This is a genomic window from Bradyrhizobium sp. LMTR 3 (genome assembly GCF_001693485.1).
GTDB lineage: Bacteria > Pseudomonadota > Alphaproteobacteria > Rhizobiales > Xanthobacteraceae > Bradyrhizobium.
Map to the genome: position 1 here is coordinate 930493 of NZ_MAXC01000012.1, position 23509 is coordinate 954001.

At 57.4% G+C, this 23509-nt stretch carries 19 protein-coding genes; 5 read left to right on the forward strand and 14 right to left on the reverse strand.

The window, feature by feature from the left end:
- Positions 1-601: 601 nt before the first annotated feature.
- A complete protein-coding gene (locus LMTR3_RS13730; RefSeq protein WP_065745497.1) occupies positions 602-787 on the forward strand; it encodes a hypothetical protein in 186 nt (61 codons plus the stop codon).
- A gap of 294 nt (positions 788-1081) precedes the next feature.
- Here the strand turns inward: LMTR3_RS13730 and LMTR3_RS13735 are convergent, their stop codons facing one another.
- The gene (locus tag LMTR3_RS13735) at positions 1082-1360 is read right to left on the reverse strand and encodes a DNA -binding domain-containing protein (RefSeq protein ID WP_065745498.1); all 279 of its coding nucleotides are present in this window, start codon (positions 1358-1360) and stop codon (positions 1082-1084) included.
- A gap of 1313 nt (positions 1361-2673) precedes the next feature.
- On the opposite strand from LMTR3_RS13735, the gene LMTR3_RS13740 reads away from it, so the two are divergent.
- On the forward strand, positions 2674-4392 hold the full coding sequence (locus tag LMTR3_RS13740) for an outer membrane beta-barrel protein (RefSeq protein ID WP_065745499.1): 1719 nt from the start codon (positions 2674-2676) through the stop codon (positions 4390-4392).
- Between the two features lie 72 nt (positions 4393-4464).
- On the opposite strand, the gene LMTR3_RS13745 is transcribed toward LMTR3_RS13740, so the two are convergent.
- The 5 genes from LMTR3_RS13745 to LMTR3_RS13760 form a co-directional block, all read right to left on the reverse strand.
- On the reverse strand, positions 4465-4692 hold the full coding sequence (locus LMTR3_RS13745; protein ID WP_065745500.1) for a hypothetical protein: 228 nt from the start codon (positions 4690-4692) through the stop codon (positions 4465-4467).
- 203 nt (positions 4693-4895) lie between these two features.
- The gene (locus LMTR3_RS37530; protein ID WP_141686588.1) at positions 4896-5129 is read right to left on the reverse strand and encodes a hypothetical protein; all 234 of its coding nucleotides are present in this window, start codon (positions 5127-5129) and stop codon (positions 4896-4898) included.
- Between the two features lie 141 nt (positions 5130-5270).
- Positions 5271-5438: a hypothetical protein gene (locus LMTR3_RS38525; protein ID WP_176721890.1), complete on the reverse strand. Its 168-nt coding sequence runs from the start codon at positions 5436-5438 to the stop codon at positions 5271-5273.
- A gap of 1618 nt (positions 5439-7056) precedes the next feature.
- Positions 7057-7305: a hypothetical protein gene (locus tag LMTR3_RS13755; RefSeq protein ID WP_065745502.1), complete on the reverse strand. Its 249-nt coding sequence runs from the start codon at positions 7303-7305 to the stop codon at positions 7057-7059.
- 382 nt (positions 7306-7687) lie between these two features.
- On the reverse strand, positions 7688-8005 hold the full coding sequence (locus LMTR3_RS13760) for a DUF6894 family protein (RefSeq protein ID WP_084029585.1): 318 nt from the start codon (positions 8003-8005) through the stop codon (positions 7688-7690).
- 1799 nt (positions 8006-9804) lie between these two features.
- Between LMTR3_RS13760 and LMTR3_RS13765 the strand changes: the two genes are divergently transcribed.
- The 3 genes from LMTR3_RS13765 to LMTR3_RS37535 all read left to right on the forward strand — a co-directional run bounded on the left by LMTR3_RS13765 (position 9805) and on the right by LMTR3_RS37535 (position 13127).
- Positions 9805-10137 (forward strand): hypothetical protein, encoded by a 333-nt coding sequence (locus LMTR3_RS13765; RefSeq protein WP_065745503.1) that lies wholly within the window; start codon positions 9805-9807, stop codon positions 10135-10137.
- Between the two features lie 193 nt (positions 10138-10330).
- On the forward strand, positions 10331-10498 hold the full coding sequence (locus LMTR3_RS38530; protein WP_176721891.1) for a hypothetical protein: 168 nt from the start codon (positions 10331-10333) through the stop codon (positions 10496-10498).
- Between the two features lie 1177 nt (positions 10499-11675).
- Positions 11676-13127, forward strand: coding sequence for a hypothetical protein (locus LMTR3_RS37535; protein ID WP_141686589.1), 1452 nt, complete (start codon positions 11676-11678; stop codon positions 13125-13127).
- A 1228-nt stretch (positions 13128-14355) separates the two neighbouring features.
- Here the strand turns inward: LMTR3_RS37535 and LMTR3_RS13785 are convergent.
- The 8 genes from LMTR3_RS13785 to LMTR3_RS13820 all read right to left on the reverse strand — a co-directional run bounded on the left by LMTR3_RS13785 (position 14356) and on the right by LMTR3_RS13820 (position 23332).
- Positions 14356-15636, reverse strand: a complete 1281-nt coding sequence (locus tag LMTR3_RS13785) for a type II toxin-antitoxin system HipA family toxin (protein WP_065745507.1) — start codon at positions 15634-15636, stop codon at positions 14356-14358.
- A complete protein-coding gene (locus LMTR3_RS13790) occupies positions 15626-15961 on the reverse strand; it encodes a helix-turn-helix transcriptional regulator (RefSeq protein WP_065745508.1) in 336 nt (111 codons plus the stop codon). Before LMTR3_RS13790 ends, LMTR3_RS13785 begins: the two co-directional genes overlap by 11 nt.
- A 438-nt stretch (positions 15962-16399) precedes the next feature.
- A complete protein-coding gene (locus LMTR3_RS13795) occupies positions 16400-16717 on the reverse strand; it encodes a hypothetical protein (RefSeq protein WP_065745509.1) in 318 nt (105 codons plus the stop codon).
- Between the two features lie 660 nt (positions 16718-17377).
- Positions 17378-18100: a hypothetical protein gene (locus LMTR3_RS13800; RefSeq protein WP_065745510.1), complete on the reverse strand. Its 723-nt coding sequence runs from the start codon at positions 18098-18100 to the stop codon at positions 17378-17380.
- Positions 18101-18104: 4 nt separating this feature from the next.
- Positions 18105-19211 (reverse strand): hypothetical protein, encoded by a 1107-nt coding sequence (locus LMTR3_RS13805; RefSeq protein WP_065745511.1) that lies wholly within the window; start codon positions 19209-19211, stop codon positions 18105-18107.
- Positions 19212-19216: 5 nt separating this feature from the next.
- Complete coding sequence (locus tag LMTR3_RS13810; RefSeq protein ID WP_141686591.1) at positions 19217-19669, reverse strand: sensor histidine kinase; 453 nt, start codon at positions 19667-19669, stop codon at positions 19217-19219.
- Positions 19626-21449 (reverse strand): ATP-binding protein, encoded by a 1824-nt coding sequence (locus tag LMTR3_RS13815; protein ID WP_065745513.1) that lies wholly within the window; start codon positions 21447-21449, stop codon positions 19626-19628. The genes LMTR3_RS13810 and LMTR3_RS13815 overlap by 44 nt, the downstream gene beginning before the upstream one ends.
- Positions 21450-21562: 113 nt before the next feature.
- The gene (locus LMTR3_RS13820; protein WP_065745514.1) at positions 21563-23332 is read right to left on the reverse strand and encodes a DNA methyltransferase; all 1770 of its coding nucleotides are present in this window, start codon (positions 23330-23332) and stop codon (positions 21563-21565) included.
- Positions 23333-23509: the final 177 nt, after the last annotated feature.

The following is a 23509-nucleotide window of genomic DNA, read 5'->3' on the forward strand; positions in this document are numbered from 1 at the left end:
AATCGATCGTGTATTTCAGAACTTTCGGCAAATGATCGATACTAACAACTCGATTTCACCTTGCGTTCGAGTTGCGATGCACGCATTGCTCGATGAAGATCTTCTCTTGGCGAGGGCGAGAATTCCAGACTATATCGCGAAGCATGAGGCGCACCGGCGATGAGTACCCCGGCCGTTTCAGGTGCTGGGGCCGTGCCCTCGCCGAGGAGCGCTTCGCGTGCGCTCGCGCGGTAGTTGATGCTAATTTCCGACTTGCTGCTCGAGATTCGCGACCGGACGCTGTAGTTCACGATGCCGATCACCCCGCAAGCGGGGGCGTTATAACGCGGTCCCGCAGCGCCAGCACGCGCCCAAGATCGAGGGCATGGCGCGAAAGCTTGATATCGTAGTGACGGACCTCGCTTCGCTGCAAATGCTGCTCGCCTTGAGCGGCATTAAGGCGCGGCCATCTCTCGATGAGGATTCGCGTAGATCCATCAGGTCAGCCCCGAGGGGGCTCTCTCGCACTCGCCGGGAAGCTACGTGCCGAGAAGCGCGGTAGTCGCTAACACGGTTGCGCGGTATAGCCGTGCATCAACCTAAAGACAATAATAGGCAAATCATGGACAAGGTTTCACAAATCGAGGCGGAGATTCGACAGATGGCAGCAGTGTATGCCCGCAAATGCAGTGCGCTTGCCAAGCTGCAGGAGGCGTACTGTAGCAAATTGAACGAGTTGCTCGAGACCAAGGCGGCGGGCGACCGACGCAGCACCGCTGAGACCCGCGAAAGAGATGATCATCACTGACGCCCGTGCTGCGATCGACCAGCGTTTCGAAGGATTGTAGAGTCCCCGATGAATGAGCACTTCGACCATCCCAGCGTGTTTAGCGGACCACGGCCGAGGTGAGAGAGTCGCGTCTCGGTCTGTCGTAGGTTGTTGCCATCGTTCAGGTACTTCACAACTTATCGAGTTGTCGTTGCCCTGCCAACATCAGCGACGGTCGCCAGCCACTCTTGCATTGCGTGATGCGTACAGGCGATCACGTTGTCAGTGGGAGAAATCCATTCTAAATTGCGAATTCTAATCGACAGATTCTTTCTATTTCGTCGCGCCGCCGCGCACCAGATCGCGGTAACCGTGATCAGCCATCCATTTTGCTCGCGCCAAGTGACTATCAAACGCATCGCGAGCGCGCGCCGGCGCGCGATCTGGATCGATATGCAAGACAATCCGAGCCACCTCTTTCCAGTCGGCGCCATTTGTCTCGGCATCGAGAAGCCGCCAATACGTCACAAGATGCTGTTCATCGTAGCCCGTGAGCACCGGATCATCCGGAGCTGAATCCGCGCCATCAGGATCGAGTGGCGGGGTCTTCATGAGTGTTACCAACAACTCCGTTGCTCGAATTTCGTCCCCTGTGTGCGGGCTTCTCCACACAACCGCCAGAAAGCGATCAAGTCCAGCATAAAAATTCCTCAGAAGGGCTAGTCATGAGACTACTCGCGATCCGCTCGCATCACTGGGCTAATCGCTTTGTCCGCGTATTATACCACGTAGCGCAATACACGCGATTGCTTCCGATCCTGCAGATGGATACTCGCAGGATTTTTGCGAGCAGATGATTGATTTCGCTTCCTAGGCCGGCTAGCGCCGCGCTTGGCTGATTGTGACTTCTTGGTGGAGATCGGGGTAAGCGTCGGCCCGACCGGTCATTGAACGCGCCCCACTTTCGAAGATTGTCATCCCTTAGCCTCACGTCCAAGATCACCTGAGCAGGCCTCATACTCGGCCAAGCTTTCGAGAAGCTGACCAGGCCGCTTTTCGTACAGCCGGGGCAGGATGTATGCTCGGCTTGCCCTAGCTGCGTCTGTGTGGCACCTCATGATTCGGTAGGGGAGCGCGCAGCATGGGCCCTACCGCAGTCTTGAGGGGCGGCCCTCTAGAGGGTTGCGCGGTGCGTCCTAGCCCCCTCGGGCCGTGCCTCGCGTGGCCTATAGGTCCCACCCCTCTTGCTTGCCCTTGACCCGTGGGCTGACAAAAACGATGCCGGCGCGAATTGCGCTCGCAGGGCCGTAAACGGTCACGGGCCATGTTTCCACCGCCGGCTTTCCGATCAAAGCATCCATGATTTGCCGCCTGTATTGCCGTTTACGGGCCCGGTGATCGGGGATTTTCGGAAAACCAAAGCCCGAAAACGCCGTCGCCAAATCCGAAAAGGCCGCGGTCCCGCGTACCCGCGCAAGCTCGTCTCATCGGTGGGACCCGGTGAAAGTTCAAATCAACGACGACACCGCGACGACGCTGAGGACGCGCACCACAGTGAAATCACACCTGCCGGAGTCTGCACACGTCACCGCGCGCCCCGCATGGTAGAATGAAATGCTGAAGGCCTGCCCCGCACATTCAGCGCGCGAGCGGGCCACTGTCGGGCACAGGCTGCGCCGACTGTCGGTATTGAGACCAATGTCAGCAACTTGACGCTACACCGCTACGAAGCGCCCGCAGAGCCTGCGAATTCACTTCGGCACGCAGTTTGCTTTGTTCACGGCATCATCACCAATCGCAGTGCGATGATCTTCGGGACGGACTCGGCGCGCGTCGCTGTTAGCGTCTGGTCGCCCCGACGGTTTGCTGCGGCGATAACTCAAGGGCGCTCGGTTGTGGACCGAGGAAATACAGGGAAGTGTTGGATGCGATCTGGAGTTCTTCTTTTGGGAGCCACAACAATTGCGCTCGTCGCAAGCGGTGCAGCCAATGCGGCAGACCTTGAGCCAGAAGTGAAACTGCCACCGGCGGTGTGGGATTGGTCCGGAGGCTATATTGGCGGGCACGTCGGCGGCGGCTATGGCCGGACGTCCTTCAGCAATCCCTATGGTCCGTCAATCTATGGCGACGTGGTCGATACGCCTGTGTTCCTCGCGGGTGGCCAGCTCGGCTACAATTGGCAGAAGAGCAGCTGGGTGTTTGGCGTCGAACTCGATGCCAGCGGAGTTGTCTCCGACGGCACAAATACTTGCCTCGCGGCCTCCGGCTTTGTCGTGAGCGCAAACTGCACGGCAGGTCCCAACGTCTTTGCCACCGGGACCGGTCGCATCGGCTACGCGTTTGGCGCGCTGGGCCGCACGCTGGCCTATCTCAAAGGAGGCGTGGCTTGGCAAAACAATCAGGGCGATGTCGTCAATAACAACGAGCTTATGGGCCGCTGGCCACAGGAGAAAACCCATTTCGACTATGGTCGCGTCGGTGCCATCATCGGGCTGGGCGTCGAGCAAGCGCTTACGCCTGCATGGTCGGTCAAAGCTGAGTATAACTATCTGCATTTCGCCGGACCGAGTGTCGCAACGCCTCCGACGGTGCAGGATCCGCCGCTCGCAATTGTTCCGGCGAACACAACTAGCCTGTCCAGCAATTATCACATCGGAAAGATCGGGTTGAACTACCATTTTGGCGCCGAGCCGTGGACGGCGAAATGGTCCGATGCACCGCTGTACGCGAAAGCACCTGCCGGCGCGCCGCCGATTGCTTATTCGGCCGGTTGGTCGTTCGAAGGCGGATCGCGGCTCTGGCTCAGCCGGGGACGCTTCCAATGGGACGACAGCGTAACGCCCTATTTCGGCATTGAAGACCCCGACGTTCTTTTTTCAAGGCTGACCTATCGCGGTCTCGACGGACTTTCCGGAGAGCTATTTGGCCGTGTCGACAGCCCATGGGGAGTGTTCCTAAAGGCCAACATTGGCCTTGGGCGCTTCGACAAAGGATACCTTAACAATCAAGATTGGGGTATCCCCGGTATCCCCGGCTATCTCTCCTATATCAACAACGCGTCAGGGCAAGGAAACGGAAGGTTTACGTATTATACCGCGGACGTAGGTTACGAGTTCCTGCGCGGCGCCAACTACAAGGTTGGCGGATTTATCGGCTGGACCTACTACGAACAGAGTTCCGACTCGATCGGATGCACGCAGATTGCCAACCCCTTCTATACATGCCCGGCGAGGCCAGGCACTGTCGTTGGCAGCCAGAATACTCAGTGGAATGCACCTCGCGTCGGCCTAAGCGCCGAAACCATGTTGACCGATCGCTGGCGCTTAAACACTGATGTCGCCTACCTGCCCTGGACCGATTTCAAAGGGCGCGACAATCATCTCTTGCGCCACGGGACCACCTTCTTCGACCAGCGCGGGGATGGTGGCGGAGGCGTCCAGATCGAAGGCGTGTTGTCCTACTTCATTACCAAGAATTTCAGCGTCGGTGTCGGCGGGCGCTATTGGGCCATGTGGACCAAAAAGGACAGCGAAGTGACATGCACAGTCTGTGATGGCGCGCGAAACAGCGCTATGACTCAGTCTGCGAAGTACAGCATGGAGCGCTGGGGTACGTTCTTTCAGGCGTCCTATAGGTTCGATTGAAAAGATCACAACCTCCAGCCAAGCTCCGGGCCGCTTCGACGCTAAGAAATGGCGCGCATCGAGTAAGGATCATCAGCCGTGCCCTTGCCGGTCGCGGGCTTTTTCCAATTCGAGCAGTTCGATCTTGAGCGCTTGGTCGCGGTAGCCGAGGGAAACCATCGCATTGTGGGCGTCGGTCCATGACATCGCGCCAGCGACGTATCGCTCGATGAGGCCGCGGTAGAATGCGTGCCATTGCGCGAGGTACGCAGGATCGAGCCGATTGCCGACCCGATCCCGCGCGATTGCTGGAAACGTCACGTTTGGGGGGGCGGGCTCGCCGCACCGGCTTGCGCGGGCGTGCCCGCCACCACGGCATCGGCGACCACCTCCGCATTCCAGGTGTTAGGTTCTTGATCGTAAGCAGCGTGTCCGACAGCATTTGCAAATCGGCCTGGCTAGCGCCGCCGCCCGCGACAAGCGCGTCAACCTGTTTCTTCAACAGGTCGATCGTCGCGTTCTGATCATCGACCACCTTTTTCACCGCGTGGACAACGTCGGTCTCCGCCTGTACCGATGCCAAGGTGTCGTTCGCCTGATCCTGTAGCTCCTTGATGCCAACCATAATTATTCTCTCCGATTTTGATCACTGTTCGAGTAAGCGCGGCGAGACGGTCACTGATATCGGCCAGATGCGCCACGATCATCCGGGCGAGTGCATCCTCGAGATTCACATGGTGATGGAAATGAAATTTCATTTCGGCATCCGCCGCCGCGTTTTCATCGCGAGAGCGACATTGCGCGGCAATGCTCCAACACGGCCCGGCGCATAGTGTTGGTGAAGTCGCGATAGAACGGCACGTCGCGCTTGATCGGCACCGCCGGGTCCAGTGTGTACATCATCTTCCGAAGATGAAGCGGCCACGCCGCACGCCCTTGTCGGCAAGCCCTTTCGGCGTTTGGCTCCGCGTGACCGCGCCGCGCGCGGTGCGTCGCACGTTGACCGATGACGGGATCGCGATGTTCGCGCCCTTCGCTCGCCGCGTGCCACCTTTCGCATGCAGCATCAGGTTCGCGCGGCCGAGCTTGTCGTAAATCTCAACGGATAGGCTTTGCTTGGTCGCCCTCCCGCCTTGGTCGTTAGCGCGGCGCCGATGAACGAGCGGTTCTTGACCTCGACTGCCGTCGTCCATGTTCGCTCGATCAGGAACGAGCGCGTCTTTTCTGCCGCATCGTTGAGCGAGCGCGCCAGAATGTACCGTAGCTGATCCTCGGCCGCGCCAAGCTCCGCCGCCCGCTGCTAAAAGTCGGCAACGTTGAATTCGACACTGATCATCGCAATGCGCAAAAAGACCGACCGCGCCGCCGCGACCGGTTGGGGAGGTTGTGTCGCGTAGTGAGGTTCACGAAGCGTCGCCGAATACGGAAGGCACAGCTTTCGCCTCGGGCGTGCGCGCGTAGAAAACCCACGAAAATCCTACCCGTCAATGTAAATTTTTCCGGCTCGCTTTACGTAAAGCCGGAAAGATCGCCGGAAGTAAATCAGTGCGTAATCGAGAATGTCCAGAGTGTTGCCGGGTCTTTTGGCCCAAGATCCACGACGTCCCTCGTATCTCCGAGTGAAACGCCAGAAGATCGCTTGATTGCTAAAGCAACATACTGCCTGGCAGAATTGGTGAGTTCGCCCGGCAGAGTACTCACGGCTGAGGTCGGGTCGGTTACGCGCTGCGGCTTGATATCCGAAAGCTGGTTGAAAGGATAATCGGGCGCCAGGTCACGCTGGTCCGCAACGGTTCTGCCCAGAAATGCAGAGAATGTAATGGGATGGTGGGAAAACGCGCGCGAGCGCGCGAAGGCTCGCGATCTCCTGCATGGCCTAGACGTGGCCGTCGCTGCATTCACGATAGAGCCGCAAGTCCTTGAATTCATCTTCCGAGCGGAGCGGACGATCATAGACCCTCACTGCAGTCGCTAATTCGGCGATATTCCACGAAATGAGCTTGATCTCACTCGGTTTCGGATCAGGCCCTTTTACACCGCAATGATGTCTTGCGCGAGGCAGGAAGCCGACAAGCCAAGAATCCACAAAGCAACAAACGCATCATCTTCATGGACGAGCCCCTCGAATCCAGAATCGCATTGCAAAGATACAATTACGACGAGAAGATTTACAAGGTTTCGCTACAGATGCTTTAACGCTGGTTCAGGTCTGCCGGACCGATCTGCCTTGACAACTGCATGCTCAGCCAGTGCACACAGCGTCGCTGTCAGAATGCGCAGCGACGGGATCGATTTTTGGCGCCGCGTTCATATCTCGCCTCCTGAGCGGTGACGTGGACAGACGGTACAGGATGTGCCGTGTCCCCGCTCAACGGCGTCAACGGAGCCCGCCGCAATCCGCTCGCGCGCATCGGCACCTCTAAAATCGTTACCGTGTCCCCCAACCCGTTACGACTATAAATTGTTCTACCCGAGCAGGTTAAGCAAAGGTCTTACCTCTGGATAGTCCAAAACCGAAATCTATCGGTAGCTCCGGACCGGCGCCCCCCAGGTCGGAGATAGGGCTTGTGTCGTTCATCGATGGACTTGAGGGGCTATTCTGAGGGCTCATCCGAGACGACGCGCCGCCTCGTCCTTGTCGCACTGCCTGCTGTACCACGCTCGGCCCGAGCTCGACCAGCGTGGTCACTTTGAATCCTCCATGCCGCGCACGTCGTCAATCAGCGGGCGGTCCTCTGCTTTGGCAGCGTTAGTCAAGGAACGCGCCAGCGTCCATCCTTTGCGTTCAATGATGTGCACGGTGTTCAGCATGTCGCCGCCATCACCTCGTGAAAGCAGCCTCTCGACCACGCCTTCCTTGAAGACTGTATCCATGCCTTCGCCGCCGAAGTAGTTCCGCGTGATCTTGCCGGGCGCCAACCGCATCGCTTCCATCGTCAAAATATCCGAACGTTGCAGCGGCAGGTGGTAGCCTCGCGATCGTGTCCGCAAGGCAGGACGTCAAGACTATGGTGCTGTGTGGATTACGCTCTACACAAGCATGACGACCGCTAGGCCGCACACCGGATTAGTGAGCCAGAAAAAGAGCGGATCAATGCTATTAACCTGTGGCGAATAGACATTCGAGCAGAATCGTGACGAATCTCTGCTCAACGAAGTATTCGCCCTTGTCCGTGAAATCGAGGTTTGAAAGCGCCTGAAGCGTTTGTTGATTGATGTCTGCTGTAGGTCTTGGTTCTGTGCAAGCGCCTGATGACCCGCGATTTCGGCTGTCAATCGGACGTCGAAATTGCATTTCGATCCCAACCGATGGCTTTCACGTCGCGCACGGTTTCATCACAAAGCTAAAGCTCGCCTCCAAAAAAGGGCCATGATCATCGCGAACTTCAACTGCTATGCGATGCTGCGGTCTGCCTCTGACCCATTCGCGGGCCATTTCCGAGAGTGCAGTGGTCGCCTCTTCCCGAGCAGACTCGATGTTCGGCAGCTCCGCACCTTCATCATCGGGGATGAACTGGCTGCCGTCGCGGACATCAAAATAGTACCTCTTCATCGGCGACTCACGAATCGTGCCGTCGAACAGATCTTGCAGCTCCAGATCGATCTTGCTGCCGCATTTGAGGTGTTGCTGCATCGCCCACCGCCTCAAATCGAAACAGCCAGCGGCGGTCTCGTTCCCGGCGTGCCTTAAAGCGGTCCAGGCACTTCTTGGAGCACAGCGTCGCGGTGCCTGATCATGCCAAACTTTCCGTCACAGACGGCGCAGCTTGTCGCTGCTGGGCGATACTCAAAGCGTCCGTGGCAATCGCGCATCTTCATCTTCTTTGGGCCTCACCCTATACTAGAACTCCGGAGTCGCTGACTCACTGTGCGCGCACAGGTGAGGTTCCGTTGCAAGATCATCGTGATTCGCCAATCTTGCGGCAGCTAAGGATGGGGCGCGAAGAGCTTGACTTTCATGTGCAGCATCCAGCTCTGCATCCAAGATGAAGTAGTTGCTGGGTGCGATCATTCGGCTTGAGCCTACATCCGGGAGACCGACCGAGCCCTTCGATGGGGCACCGTCCACAAACGAAAACTTACCTCGTCATGACGAAGAAAAAGCAGCCAATTTCCCCTGGGCACGCATATATCAGGCGAAATTCTCATATTTCGCGCTGAAGTTCATCGAAGAAACCGACTACGTCGATACCCAGGCGGTACTCCAGATACGCAATCGCCACCGGTGAATCCCAATTTCGGCGTGATTTATCGGACTGGAATGAATGCGCGTGCGGCCGACCGCGGGCAAAGCGACAGCGATGCTGCCTCGGCTGCGACCCACCAAACGGTCGCTTTTGACATTATTCGGCGGAGTAAGACGACGCCTATCCACTAACTGAACCGCTTGCGATCTCATGCCGATCCAATTCTTGTTCGGAAGCGGGCCCCATTGCCTCACCATCATGGCGCGCCTAGAGCATTTTCCTCTCTTCGGAACGGGAAGGGATTCCCTTGCAGGGGCAAATCATGGTTCATCGTAAGGGCTGGTGACGGAGGCCAGCCCTTACGATGATCAAACCGCTCTCGCCAGATCTTCGCCTACGCAGTATTCGTGGAGGCAGGAGCCACTGACATCGCCTGGCAGGGCTTCGCAAGGGTAAACAGCAGCTTCGGGGATTCGGTTCAGGTGCTCGAAGGGGTGGCGGGCGGCCGGCGAATTGCGCGCCGCTCATGCCGAAGACATCGCGTATGGCCCTGATCCAACCTTTTGGAGGCGTGCGGAACCGCTCGGCTGGTTTGAGCCCGTCCAGCTCATCCAGCCGCTGGCGCGCGACGTTCTTGATGTCGTTATTACCCCAACCCGATTTCGTTCAACCTTTCATCGCGCTATGACCTGATTTTCATTCTAACAATCAGGATCATCTGTCATCGGCAGGCAACGTTGACGAACCGCGATTTGCGCATTAACCGCCTGCGACAAGTCGTTGCTTTTGCGTAAAAAATTGGTCATTTGGACCTAGAATTCAGGTCTCAGCTTTCTTGATGCAAGGTCAAAGGTGGTATCAACCCAGCCTAGCCGGCGGCTGAAATGCCGCCACCGACCGCGCCCGAGAACATTTCGATCAGCCTTCGCATGCGCTCGCATTGGCAACCTGGTCGCGACGTATGTACACACTCTCAGCCGCTATATCGACTTGGCCGCGCTTGACGGCATCACCATCGCCGCCGACTAGCGCAGGCGCTCCTTGAGGTCGACCGCGGCTACGAGACCAAGCACAAGCTCACCCCGTCGGAAGGCATCGTATGAGGTCGCCATGACCCCAGCGTCATGGGCGACGAAAGAGTTAAGAGCCACATGCTCTTTAATGCCGGCGTCCTGCTTCCGCTAAGACGAGAACGAATTCTACGAGCAAGCACTCCACACCTGGCTCATGAACGCGCCATGTCGAAGTGACAGAACGCTTCAATGCGGCCTCCGCGGGCGTGCTCCTGCAGAGCAAGCTCCCGAACGCACATGCGCATTACCGGTGGGAGATCATCAAGGCGTATTGGGACGAATATGCGGTGACCCAGATTTGCGCGCGATTCGGGCAGCGTCCCACCGATGGTTACGAGGAGACGTTCGTCACCGCACTTGGGGAAACGCGGCGCGCGAACGCGCTCATCAAGACCTACGCGCTACATGCGAATCTCGAACAGATCACCGCCGAAGTCTACGGCAACCGGGCTCTCCTAAGCGAAAGCGATAGCGATCAAGTACGCGGTGCGCCGATTGCGACCTGAAGCGAGCTGCACCATCGAAGCTTGGTTTCGTGGCACCGTCACAGGGCTTGCGCCGTGAAAGAATTGGCTTCGCTCGAAACCCGCGCTCGTCTCGCCTCCGCAACCCGGCCAGCTCCGACGACACGAGCGCTACCAGCAAACCACGCGCGTGAAGGGCTCAAAATTGTGGCGTATTGCCTCCTCGGCGCCGCCAATGACCCAGAAAAACCAGGCTCTGTGCGCGCTCTACCGCCGCACGACAAGGCCGCCCTCGCGCGACACCAACGGCATGGCAATCTGTCCAACCAGTCGCGACGTCGATCATCGTCAGCGTCTAAATGAACGAGCCAGCTACAATGTGCCGCCATGGGCCATCATGTAATCTCGCAGAACCCCGGTGGTGGATCGTAGCAGTCATTGAACGTCCGGATCGGCACTTCATGGCGCACCGCCGAATAAACCGACCCCGGCGCTTACCGGGCCGCGGCGATTTTGGTCTCGACCAACAGGCGTTTAATCATCGCTGCGCTGACGCCGAGCACCAGCGTTCAATTGGCCTGGTCGAGCTTGAGCCGGCCATGCCGCTCCAGCGAAGGTAGCAATGTCGGACTCATTACCTTCAGCCGCTTGCCGCAGATCCGATCAGAGGCCTCCCACACGCCATCAGCCTATCCTGCTGGCGACGCCATAGGTCGATCCTCGATGCTGCCGCGCCTCCGGCGAAATTGCGACATGGCTGGCTAGCGCCCCAAGTGTGTGCGTGCGATGCCAGCCGGTCACCGCGCAAAGCTGCTCGATATGCGACCCTTATTGTGCGCCCTGCTGATCGATAGTGCTCTACCGCCGCCGCCGTGAGTTCGCACCGCGCACCCATGCTGATCCGTCCTGTCATCGGCGACACCCATCCAATTCGGTATCGCTGCCCCAATCCTGGCGGTCAGTTCTCCGGTAACATTCTTGATGAGGCACTGCGCTCATCGGTGTCCAACTTCTGGATGCCGAATGACATTAGCTTGGCTGAGCGACCCTCCGGCCCATCGCAAGGGTGCGGCTGCCGCCGATGGCGAGCGAAGCAGGCGAATATTGGCAAAGCTGACGGTCGAGCGGCGGCAAGCAGTTGCCGTCGATTTCAGCCTCGACGCAAGCGGGCACACGGGCCGCTTCTCGTTTGGTGAAATTTGCGGCAGGTTCGTCAGCTTTTGGAAAGCCAGCCCGAATACAAGACCGTTGAAGTTAGTGGCGCGTAGTTAGGATAGCGCCTGACCAGGACGGAGAAGGCGCAGCGTCACGTCGCTGCTAACCTCAATTGCAGCGCGGGCGCGGTAGGGCGAGCGTCAACTCAGCAACAAACGGCTCCCAGTCGCGTACGCGCTGTTTCCAGTCGCTGGAGTGGATTGCCAGGCCACTGATGCCGTCAAAATCTGTCAATCAATGACATGAGTGGCCATGATGGTGTTTTTCATGCTCATCGGACGGCTTGGGAGGCGGTGTGGCTCGTCAGCTTCTTGAAAGCTGGCCGTGGTAATTGTGAACTTTTCGGGTGACCTGAGGAGGTGAGTGTGGACAATTTCAACATAACAGCTTGGTCGCAGGTGTCGCAGCCAATCGCCCAGGATGAGCAGGCGGGACAGCCCGGGCAGATGGTGTCTTTCGAACAACTGCGCCCGTTCCTCTCCGATGATCTCTGTGCGGAGTATCGTCATCTGTCTGATGAGGATCGGCGTTTGATCGAGAGTGCAATTGGTGCCGCGTTTGTGAGGGGAGAGGTGGACTTGGCATCCGGAGGCCGGTACGCCAACAATCTTGCCAGCTTCGCAAATAGTCTCGGATCTAAGGGTCTATCGATGGTTGGCCTCAATACCAACGAGCTGGAGGCTGAAAGAAAGGCCGGACACAATCGCGGCGCGTATTTACCTAAAGCATTGGATCACCTTCGTAAGTTTCGTGATCCCGATGCATCTGCAGAAGCAGGGAGCTCACGGAAGCCTCGGGGTCGGTTAAAGCTGAAAAATTTTCCAAATGAGCAGCTTATGGGCGGCCTTCCACCAAAACGTCGGCGACTGCTGGATGACGAGCCCCCTCAGTTGACGATCTCGGTCGATCCAGGGGAGCTTCGGAGACCGGAAGAGCGGCTTCATGAGGAGCTTCAGCCACAGCGGAGTGCGGAGCCCGGGCCGTTGGCGCTGGTCAATCCAGAGCACTTCACCTTCGATGCAGTGCAATTCCCTCCAGCTGAACTTCGGCAGGTGCTCGATGATGAACCTGCCGGGGCGCCATTGTTTAATGTCGATCCAGAGCACTTCACGCTCGATCCAGTTCAATTCTCTCAAGGTCAGCTTCAGCGATTGTCGGATGATGAACCCACGCCTTTCGAACAGCAAGTGCGCCCGAGCTCACGGCAGTTTCAGAGCCAGCCCAACATCATAGATCTTCGAAATGAGCAGTTCATTGACAGCCCTGCAGCAAGAGTTTGGCGACTGCTGGATGATGAGCCGGCTCAGGTGACGGTCTCGGTCGATCCAGGGGAGCTTCGGGAACTGGAAGAGCGGCTTCGTGAGGAGCTTCAGCCACAGCGCGGTGCCGAGCCCGGGCCGTTGCCGCTGATCGATCCAGAGCACCTCACCTTCGATGCAGTGCAATTCCCTCCAGCTGAGTTTCGGCAGTTGCTAGATGATGAACCCGCTGGGGCGCCATTCTTCAATGTCGATCCACAGCACTTCGCGTTCGATCCAGTTCAATTGCCTCCAAGTGAGCATCGGCGATTGCTGAATGATGAACCCGTGCCTAGTGAAGCGGGTCCGCTGCCACCCTTGTCGTTTTATGCACCTCCGGGCTGGCAACACGGGGACCAGTGGGCGCCGGAAGACCTCAAAGAAGGAATGCGCTTACACAACGTGCTGCCAAGTGTGCTTGAGCCAGAGAAAACTCTAACTCTCCGGGGCGTGAACTACACGGCCACTATTGGGCCGCCAGGCCTGGAGCACGAGATTTTTCTCCGCAGGACAATTTGACCAGTTTTGCCTGGCATAGCCTGCAGTCCTTCTCCGGGGGAGAACTCGGCGGCCCCGTGCGTTACATAACCCAAGCCTGGGAGCGAGGTGGTCAGCTTTGCTGATGCAAGGGCTCGTGAAAGCAGGCCCGGCGCGCCCTCTCGTCGAGCAGGCTGTCAAGCTGGTCGCGGATGCGGGAAGCTGCAATCGCGCCAGCATGGCGTCGAGCCGATCGATCGGTGCTTCGGTTATCTTCTTTGCGCGGACCGTCAGAAGCTCCCTGCAATAGCTGCTTCGTATTCGGTAAGAGGACCCAACAAGGGATGGGAGTGGAGACGACCGCGGCAGCGTCGCTGCCGTAGTCGCCGGTCCGCAGACCGTGCGAATTGCGCCGGTAACATCGATCGTCCCGCTAACGCCCTGCCCTCGTTGCTGCCGACCCTGAGCAGTTGGCTGACCGCGCAAAGACTCACTTTTCGAGGACGACAGAACACCAGTTTTCCGAGTTGAAATTGCTCAAATTCGACGTGTCATCCGGCATGGATCCGCGCCTGCAGCTCGCGTTGGCCAATTATTAGATTGGTACGCGAGGCTCCTCTTCGATGCGTCGGTCCATCGAAACTACCGCCTGCAATGCGATCTTCTGCTCGCTCTCCTTCGTGTCGGTACCCAGTTCGACGACGTCCATTTCGACGCCATCATGAACCGAATATCGGAAGGTTGCGGAGAAAATGACCATCGTAGTCAACATCAAAACGAATACGACACCTCTTTGTCAGCCTTGGCGATCTTCGGCCGAACGACAGCATCCCCCCCCCCACTGGAGCGCAGAATCTAGGTTTTCTATCTCGAAATCGAGCGTGGAATAGCCGTCGATTTCCGGATCGAACGTCTCCAAAGGATTCGATCGCAGCTTCGATATCAATCTTGAGTTCGGATTCCTCCCCGGGCGCGAGCAGCGCCATGCAACGCGCGACGACGAATGCCGCATCTCCATTGAAGTAGTCTGGGGCCGCCGCGACATCGCAGACCGGCTATCAGCAGCTCAGATTGGCCGGCATAGTCCTGCCAATCGCGATCGGGGCTGACGACCAGCAGTAGCCCCGCATTGCGTGCCGCCCCGTCTTCGAGTGGAGAGCAGCGCGAGCGCGTCGGGGAATTCGTTCTTCTTGGCTTCGCGGGAAGAGAAAGGCGCCAGCGGGATTACCACGACGTGGGCCGCACCTTATCAGATACGCGGGCCGCCCAGTTAACCGACGAGGCGCGTGATAGCTTCGGGCGCGTCGATGAACGCATAAGGATTGAAGAACTGGCGGCGCCACAGGAAATTCCGGTCGACCTCGCTGAGCGCGGCCTCGTCGCACACCTGCGCCCAACGTTCCTTGATGGTCTCAATTTGCGCGGTCGCGATAAGGATCGCTTCCCCCTCATTAAGCAGGAACAAGGGCGCGGCTTTCAGGCAGAGCGCGATTTGGCTCGCACGCTCCTGTCCCATGATCAACATGGCCTGCGATGCCTCCCCGCCCGTCCGATTCTGCGGACAGATGTCGTAGGCGGGCGTAAGCGTAAGCTCCGCACCATTCCAGAACGCGGCGTGGTTTCGGGCGTGGTCGTCAGTGTTGCCGGACAGGATGTTGAACACGAGCCTGCCAAAGAGTTCCTTCAAGGTCTCTTTGGGCGACGTGAAGCGGTGACGAATGACGGTCGCAAGCTGCTCGTAGCTCGCGTAGCGGGCCATCATTTCGTCAAGCTCGAGCAGCGTGAGCGCCGAGACCATTGACTTGCGGCGCCACCCTTCCTGTGCTTTTTCACGGTCGAAGCGCTCGATAAGCAGCACATCCTTTCCAGCGGCGCGTTTGAGGGCCACGGGTGCGGCGGAGAGACCGATGATGGACGCGAGGCGCATGGCGACGAATTCGGCTTTCACCATGCCGAAGAGGTCGTTCTGGGACGAGAACTTCGCCACGAATTTCTTGTTGCCGGACGTGATCATGGCTTTTGGCCGCGCGCCACCGATGGAGCTCCCGTGGAGAAGCGCACGGTCGAGTTCGGCCGTCAGCGGCACACCTTTTTCAACCAGCGTTGCCGCATTCAGGAGTTCATCGAGCGACACTTCCGCGCCCTCGCGCGGTACATAGTTCGACGCAGACGCTTGAAAGTCGAGCGCGCCGATACGGTCCGATCCGGACTCAAGGAGATAGGTCAGTTCGTCAAGGCTGCCGGGATCGACATCTTTTCCGCCTGAGCCGAATTTGCGATTGATGATGATGCGGCGGCCCCACGCGTCGGGTGCCGCGTCGCGAATGCAGTTGGGCATGTTGAGCCCGTTCAGGAGCGGAAGGACGCCCCTGCGGAGCGGCAATTCCGGCTCATAAAGCGAGATGGCATTGTTCCGGCGCAGATAGCTCTGCCCGTAATTGTAGACGAGTTGCTTGCCGCTCGCGGACAGGAGACCCGCGACGACAGGTTGCGTGCCGTCCGGCAACCAAACCCATACATAGGCTTGGGTATGTTTTTGCTCAGAAGTCATCGTCGGGCTCGGTTCGGTGGCTGCGGATTGCCTTGGGAAGTAAGGCCATTACTTCGCGGTTGGATTCGACGTCGCGCGACATCGTCACCTGGCCGGCATCGAACAGGCGCACGCCGACAATCGCCGCGGCCTCGAACACGGCACCAATGGCGCAGCCGGTATCGCCCGCCTCGATGCGTTGGATGAGGCCACGCGAGACCCCTGCCCGTTCCGCCAAGGCAGCAACCGTCATGTGGCGGTCAATGCGCCCTCGGCGGATGAGCTGCCCCAACCGGATCGCGGCATCCGCAGCATAGGGTGAGACAGGACGGTTGGTCTTGGGCACGTCTGATCCATAAATAGGCCATAAGGGGCTTTATGATCTATTTATAAACCGGACCGATGTCAAGTTTATGGTCTATAAATAGATCATTTCCGCGTTCGTGATCTATCTATAGACCACTCAACTAAAGAAAACGTTCCCCCCTGCCTCACGACGGCCACGCTCTTGATCGAGCGTAAGCAGGGCCTGAAGCGCTCGCACCATCGTTTAGGTTTCAGGCGCTGCCGCGCGGTGGCCGACGGCATGGCGCGAACTGGCATTGCCAGTCCGAGCCGCGGTATCGAAGTCAGCCAAGGTGTGCGATCTCAATTTTAATGAGCGAAGGCGGCCGGGAACAAGAGCGTATCCGGATGCTCTGCCTTTGCCTCAGCTGACGCGACCGCAAACTCCAAGCAGCTTCTTGATCCGTGCGCCATCGGGCGTCGCCTTCCGCGAAGGATTTCAGCGCCGAGCGCAAGAGCCGTTCCGCTGCCATTCCGCATAGTCTAGCCCGTCGTTATCGGACAATTCTGTAACAACTTTGTCCCCGCAGATGTCGACAAGCTCCTTCACAGCCCGAATGTGGCTGTTGCGCCAAACGCGAAGCTGGTTCGGCGAAAGCTTTGCTGTCTCATCCTTCGTCAGCGCTTGGTATTCGTCAAAAAGCTTAGAAAGCGGGAAGGATGGGCGGGCTAGCGTCCCCAAAACGGCAGCTCGAGCACCAGCATCATTTTCAAGGCCATTGAGCAGCTGTGTTTCGAGCCGCATTAACTGTTGCATGAGTGGAAGCGAGACGAGTTGTGTGTGATCCAGATGGTCAAAACCAGCGAGCGCGCCGCTTTCCGCGTTTGATCATGGGTTTACGGCGGCGGTGTTCGTTTCTGCCCCCGCAAGTCTCTGCCAATGAGACTCAAACTCGGTTTGATTTTGTCGACGCCCCGCATGGCTTTCCGTCCTGTCTGATCTGAGGCAGCGAACAAAGTGCCACACCCCATTCCGAGCCGTAAGAAAGTCAGGCATGACTTACCCCGCTGGACGAAATGTTGTACGTTTTGTTAGTCGTGTTGAACGAGAGAGGGCGGCTCCGTTCCGAGCTTATGGGACAGAGTTCGCATCGTGCGAAACGTCGGCAATATTTGATAATTGCAAGTTTTCGCCTCCGATTGGAGGCTCTTTGGAACCACAACGCATTCGGGAGAATGGCGCGCCCGAAACGGCTTAAGTGGCGCTCCCTAGGGGAAACACCGAGCGCCCGCCGAAGACACTGAAATTACAAACTTTTTAGTCACCCTGCTATGCGCTGCGTAGCAACTCGGCGCCCAACTGTCGAGGGCTTCCAATAGTTCTCCTAGCAGCCCTTCCGCGATATGTCGGTCTGAGGTACCTACCAGCCGGCCCAGCCATCCGAACATTAAGCCGCCGATGCCGCTTTTGCTCTTGCTAGCCGTACCAATGAGCAGAGCGATAGCAGTCCGATGCCGGTTGGGAATTCAGAAATGGCATTCGGTGGGCAGCGCCCAAGAAGAACGAGTTGGTTTTCCGTATCTTTTCGAATTCCGCCTTAACGGGCGCCCCCGCTCCGCCGAGCGCGAAATGGTGATCCGCGCAGATTTGCACAACAGCCGAGAATACGTCCATTTGCGCCGAAGGAATTCGAATGTTGCCCAGCTTGGGCGAGAACTCATTTACGATCTCGTCCTTCAAGCGATAGAGCGCGAGGACTGACTCTCCCAACTGCAATTGTGACGACACCTGTGCGTGGAAAACTGGGTGGCCGGGCCTCGACTCATCCAAGTCGAAGTGAACGCCATAAACGTGTTCTAGACGAGAGTCTCTTCGCCGAAAATAACCCATCTCCGTACCGAAAGACTTTGTCTTCATCGGTCCGGCTCCCGGCTGCACGTCACTAAAGGACAGCCACCCTTTGAGAGCGATGAAGAGATTTTGAGGACCGCCCGGTAATTCCGGAAGGTTGAAGACAATCGGCTTGATGGTGAATGTTGCATCGTTAGGCGCTGCCGCGTTGCCTTCCACCGGCTGGAAAATGTCATTCGGGTTTGTGGGACGAATTGCGCCGGATTGATACATCCTTCCTATAGAGGTCGTGAGGTTCGTCCATTCAGTCGTCACACGCTTAAACGCGTGCACTTCACTTCTGTTCATAGCCTTAAAGCCCTAAAAGCGGCGCCCATTCTTCATAGAAATCTTTTTCGACTCGGCACAATTGCGCACCTTGCGGCACCCAACTCGTAGTTGGCACTGAGCAATCGTCGCGCATGCAAACTGGACGGTGCGTGAACGGGCACCAGAAACCTCCATTCTTCCCGCCGCAGCGAGAGCAGGAGTGATCCGAGAGAGGGCGCCCCAATCGTTCTTCGATCACGAGTCGATTGAACTCTGCAAACGAGTGAGACCGGGGAACGCTTATTCCATCGCTTAACTGCTCAATCTTTTCATCAACCCCGTCGCGCCAGAAGAATTTGGAGAACTGCCCAAATGGTCCCTCGTAGGCTGCCCCCTCGAACATTTTCGACAGCTCTGCACTTTCCTCTTCTGCTGTCGCGCAATAAGCAGTGAGAGCGCTGGCCGAAAGGATGGGCCCTGGATACTTTAAAATCGCATTGCAGAGGACATGCCCGAGTACGTAAACAAGAAGGCGCCGCTTGTCTTCCAACGAAGGATCGGCCGGCCCAGCGAACTCTTTAATGCGCTCAAGAATTGAGGAATTTGAAGCGCCCAAACGGGCCATATAGAGGGCAAACTGATTCTCCAAGTCGGGCTTACCCAGCAAGCTCGCGAGGACCGCAGCCAAACTCATCTTCTTCTCTATCAGAGACTTGTCTTTTTCGAGGGCGTCCCACATCCGAACGAAGCCATGGAACGTGGACGCTATGAAGCTCGCTCCCTCCTCATCCGTATTGGGGACCCTCAACTCGAATAGGCTTGGCTCTTTAGGCAAGGCGTCGATATTTCCCCGTGAGAAATCTCCGACAGGGACCAGTTTTTGCTGGCACCTTGCGACTACCGTTAGACCAAACAATCCCCGCACTTTGCTGGTCAAATCATAATCAGTTGCGACCAACACTGTGTTCATACCAATTAGCGAATCGAGTTTCTGAATCGGATCGCCGTCGTCCTCAGACGGCAGCCACGCATCCACTTCAACATCGGTGCCTTTTAGCTGTTTCTTAACGGCCGCTTGCAGCGCGTCCAAGACCTCTTGCTTGTCATCAACGAGGAGAATGCCGGGCGCTGGAGCCTGATCGATAGCCATGATGCCTAACTCTCACTAAGAGGCAATCTGATCTGAATGCACGTCGAATACTCTGAAGGAGCCGCGATGACTTCCGCTTTGCCGCCGAAAGCCTCCGCTCCGCGTCGAACTAGCGCGAGGCCGAGTCCCATGCCAGAACCCAATGGATCACGATCAGAGTTTGTCGTGGTGGTGAAGAGCGGATCGAACACGCGTTCATGCAGAGCGCTCGGAATTCCGATACCTGTGTCGAGCACTTCTAGGATATGCCACCGATCGGTATTCCTGGCTCGGAAGCAAATCTTGCCTGCTTTTCGGCCCGCCTTGGCTGTGACCGCTTTCAGCGCGTTAGTGTAGAGATTTAGAGCGAGACCGTTGTACAGCGCGGGCGGCACCATTGGTGCTTCTAGGTCGGTCTCCGCTTCGATCTCCACTTCAATGTTTCGATCTTCTGCATAGCGTCCGAAGATGCGCTTCACTTGGGCAAGACGTGGTTTCGCGGGATACGGCTTTGCCGGGTCTCGCTTTAGAGCCCTGAATGTAGCCGGAGGAATAGGTGACAAACTCCCGCAGATTTTTGATGTGCGTCGCGAAACTAGCTGCAGCGCCCGATAGCTTTGGGTGCTGCTTTGAGATGACCAGTAGCTCCTTGTGCGTCGTCTCTAGCTCGCGCAGCGCTGATCCGAATTCATGCGTCATGAACCCAGCGACCACGCCGAGCAGGCTCATCACTTCAAGTTGCTGCTCTCGTTCATAGGTCGCTTCTTGATGTCGCGTTGCTAGAGCTTGCGTCTCGGCAAGAGCGGAAACGATGCGAGACTTCTGCGCGGCAGTTATGAGGGGATTTGCTTCGACCTCTGCAATTGCGGAGCGAGTTTCCCGCCGTATCGATGCCAGCATCTCACGAAGCTTCGCTTTTTCCTGCTCTTGCTGAGTGCGCCTATCGCCATAGGCCATCGCCTCCACGGCGCCGCGCACCATCAGGCGCAACTCGTTGAACGCCTCATTCTCAACGAAGCCCTCTCTGTCGGCTGAGGCTACGAGCCCGGTCTGTCCTCGGCTGAATGTTTGACTATGACGAGCATCGACCTGAACAAAGCCCACAAGCTGGGCTGACTGAGGTAGTCGTAGCATCCAATTCTCAGCCGTCGACGACTTGACCTGCGCCGCCATGGGGAAATGCTTCAAAGCGAGTGGAGAACGCGGCTCTCTACGCCTACGTGCCACGTCTGCTTGGAGTTGCAGCCAATCGTCCGATGGCGACCCGTACGGTTGAACGCGAAAGCTTCGATCAAAAACAGCGACCCCGCCGTTTTCGATCACCCAACGTTGAGCCACGCGGCCGTCCACCGACAGGCCCCTAAAGGTGCCACCGCGTCGGGGAAACCATCGCAGGTCTGAATAAACCTCTCCCACGTGATTTTCGATCGTGTCGTCAACTTGGAAGTAAGGCTCCTCCTTGCCTCGCCGATAGACCCGCAGCCGAAGCTTCTTGCCATGCACTTCCAATTGCGCCCTGAACACAAAATGGTTCAATATTTCGAGGGCTACGTCGCTTTCGTCATCGTTTTCTTCCGGGCCAATCTTCAAGCTAAAGCCCGGATCAATCTGCCGGCCGCGTGAGCCTTCCCGCTCGCTGTGTTCGCGGAGCAATGAACGTAGCGGGGTGAGAATGCTGAGAGAGCCGGTACGGACGTGCCTCAAGTCAAGACGCTGCGCTTCTTCCCTCAACTGGTGAATCGTAAGTGTCGTTCCGGATTGGGCGTCCTCTTGCGCCTCTTCGAGGCGGTAAGGCACGCTCACCTTGCCCAAATCTTCGTGCTGATCAAATCGCGGCCAGTCGAAGTCGGCAATAAGTTTGGTTCGACGATTGAAGTCTGGATCAAAGGAAATGCTCTCTAATTGCAACTTCCGGCCAAGGAAACGTACAGCGAACCGACCAATACCCTTCTCGCCGGTTATCAAGCGCCCAAACTTGGCGCTCACGTTGACGCCTTCCTTCGAGCTCGTGCCGATTCTCATCCATGAGGTGGCAAACCGTTTAAGCGTCATGCCGCCACCATTGTCGGCAATTATGATTGCTTCACCAGGCTCGTAGTTAATATTGCAGACGGTCGCGTCCGCATCGTAGGCATTCTTGATAAGCTCAATTACCGCGACCTCGGGCTGCTTAACCAAGCGCTCGCCCAACTCTCGCAAGATTCGGCTCTCGATTGTAAACGACAGCGTTCCACGTTCTAGTTCGGCCTGTTTAGCCATAACTAGCACCGCACTCTGCTGAAGCTTGAACGGACCGAATCGTTTTCTGCAACCAATGGCGCCCCCGCGCCGCCGCTTGCAATCTAGCGACGCTGACTTTGCGGATCAAGGACTTAAACCAGCTTAGCCGTCTTTGCCCTCAATGAGCTAGGAACGGTGAGAGGATTTAGGTGCTGGGTCAGCATTTCGGGGCGCACCGCCGCTCTACCCCCAACAAAGCTGAGTGGCAATTCCGGTGCATTTGGGTCTGGACGCTTCGCGCCCTTGCTCTTCGTCTCAAACGCGGCGCTGTGAATCTGCTCGACGGCTGGAAGGCGTGGCTTCTTTCCCTCAAACCAATCCGCGATGCTGACGATCTGAAGCCGGGGTGTACGACCATGAACCACGTCAGCGAATCCCGCAGCAGTGGCCTCGCGAAGCATTGATGGCGTTGGACGTTCTAAGCACACGAAAAGTCCCATCTCGGCCTTCTCGCGCTCGATGACACCACGAAGCTCCCGCACATGAGCCGGTCCCGTATTCCCCGCCTTAGCCGAGATGATCATTCTGCCGTAAGCGCGGCCCGGACCGTTCGGGAAAAATAGCTCGCCATCAATCCCGCGATCAGCGCCTTTCTTAACTTCGTTTATCCGGTGCGCCCCTAGCAAGTAGTTAGCCCACCACTGAAATTGGAACGGATTCGATTGGGCCAAGCGTGCCGCAGATGCGTAGTCGGCCGGAATGCCTTCGGCCTTCGGTACGTTCGGGGTGCCAAAGGCGTCCTTCAATCGTCCTTCGATCACATGAATCGCATGAATCGACACATCAATGCCGATCCAATTCCGCTTAGCAGCCTGAGCAGCATGCACGGTTGTTCCGCAGCCGCAGAATGGATCGAGGACAACTTGTCCCGGCCTTGTTGAGGCACGAATGATTCTATCCAGAAGGCCCACAGGCTTTTGTGTCGGATATCCGAGCCGCTCCTGGCCGACATTGTGAACAGGCTTTATATCCAGCACCAAGTCTTGCAGGGGCATGCCTGGAAGTTCATCCACATACCGCTTGCGCTGCGGCATACCGCCTTCCTTTTGCGGCCAATGAATCCTTCCCGCCGCATCCAGTCGATCAAGTTCCCCATGGGGCACCGCCCAATGGCGTCCCTTTGCACTCACGGAGATGCCTCTCCATGGCTTGCCGCTTTCCCCATTTCGCGTGCCGGCACCGGTCAGATCGGCGCGTCGCCACTTTCGTCCCTCTGCATCTTCATGCACAAAGAAAGAGTTGATGTACTCCTGATCGTACGACTGATGCACGTCCTCCCACGTGAACTCGTCAGAAGCACTGTAAAAGAGAATGACATCATGGATGGGCCCCCATCGCTTTGCGGAGTTGTGGGCGCTTGTTCGCTTCCAAATGATCTCATTCCGGAACTTGTCCGGCCCAAAGATTCCATCGAGGAGGATCTTCAAGTAATGGCTCGCCGTCGGGTCGCAGTGTAAATAGAGAGAACCTGTCGGCTTGAGAACGCGACGTAACTCAATGAGTCGCTGGGCCATCATGACCAAATAGGCCATCATGTCGCTTTCGCCGAGGGCGGACCTCAGAGCCGAGACGAACGTTGCCGTGGGCCCACCGACATCGGTCATCATCTCATGGTATGCGGCTTCTGCTTCCCCCGTGTGCCATGACCAAAAGTCTAAGAATGCTCCCACCTGAGCAGACGCTACGTCTTCGACCGGGCTCTTGAACAGTACGTTGTATCGCGCCTGACTGTTGAACGGAGGGTCCAAATAAACGAGGTCAACGCTCTCGTCTTTGACTTGCTGGCGTAGCACCTCCAAATTATCACCGAAGAATAACTTATTTGGTGAGATAGCCGTACCGCGCACCGAACTCTTAGCCATAGACCCCACTCCGCAATGGGTCCATGAATGCGGTTAACCTGCCAACAAGCGCTTTTACTTTGGCGTAAGAACGATTCTTTTTAGGCGATAAGGTTAATCAAATACTTCGGCCACCCAAAAGATGGAGTCTACCAAGTTGAGCATGCTCTCTCGTATCCTGATTGCCGGTGTGGTAAC

Coding starts and splice junctions, on each gene's coding strand:
- LMTR3_RS13805 (WP_065745511.1), bottom strand. CDS start 19,211: ATGGCTATCGATCAGGCTCCAGCGCCCGGCATTCTCCTCGTTGATGAC.
- LMTR3_RS13800 (WP_065745510.1), bottom strand. CDS start 18,100: ATGAACAGAAGTGAAGTGCACGCGTTTAAGCGTGTGACGACTGAATGG.
- LMTR3_RS38525 (WP_176721890.1), bottom strand. CDS start 5,438: ATGCTGCATGCGAAAGGTGGCACGCGGCGAGCGAAGGGCGCGAACATC.
- LMTR3_RS13740 (WP_065745499.1), top strand. CDS start 2,674: ATGCGATCTGGAGTTCTTCTTTTGGGAGCCACAACAATTGCGCTCGTC.
- LMTR3_RS37530 (WP_141686588.1), bottom strand. CDS start 5,129: ATGAAATTTCATTTCCATCACCATGTGAATCTCGAGGATGCACTCGCC.
- LMTR3_RS13795 (WP_065745509.1), bottom strand. CDS start 16,717: ATGCAACAGTTAATGCGGCTCGAAACACAGCTGCTCAATGGCCTTGAA.
- LMTR3_RS13730 (WP_065745497.1), top strand. CDS start 602: ATGGACAAGGTTTCACAAATCGAGGCGGAGATTCGACAGATGGCAGCA.
- LMTR3_RS13815 (WP_065745513.1), bottom strand. CDS start 21,449: ATGGCTAAACAGGCCGAACTAGAACGTGGAACGCTGTCGTTTACAATC.
- LMTR3_RS13735 (WP_065745498.1), bottom strand. CDS start 1,360: ATGAAGACCCCGCCACTCGATCCTGATGGCGCGGATTCAGCTCCGGAT.
- LMTR3_RS13760 (WP_084029585.1), bottom strand. CDS start 8,005: ATGCAGCAACACCTCAAATGCGGCAGCAAGATCGATCTGGAGCTGCAA.
- LMTR3_RS13785 (WP_065745507.1), bottom strand. CDS start 15,636: ATGACTTCTGAGCAAAAACATACCCAAGCCTATGTATGGGTTTGGTTG.
- LMTR3_RS13755 (WP_065745502.1), bottom strand. CDS start 7,305: ATGGAAGCGATGCGGTTGGCGCCCGGCAAGATCACGCGGAACTACTTC.
- LMTR3_RS13820 (WP_065745514.1), bottom strand. CDS start 23,332: ATGGCTAAGAGTTCGGTGCGCGGTACGGCTATCTCACCAAATAAGTTA.
- LMTR3_RS38530 (WP_176721891.1), top strand. CDS start 10,331: ATGACCCAGAAAAACCAGGCTCTGTGCGCGCTCTACCGCCGCACGACA.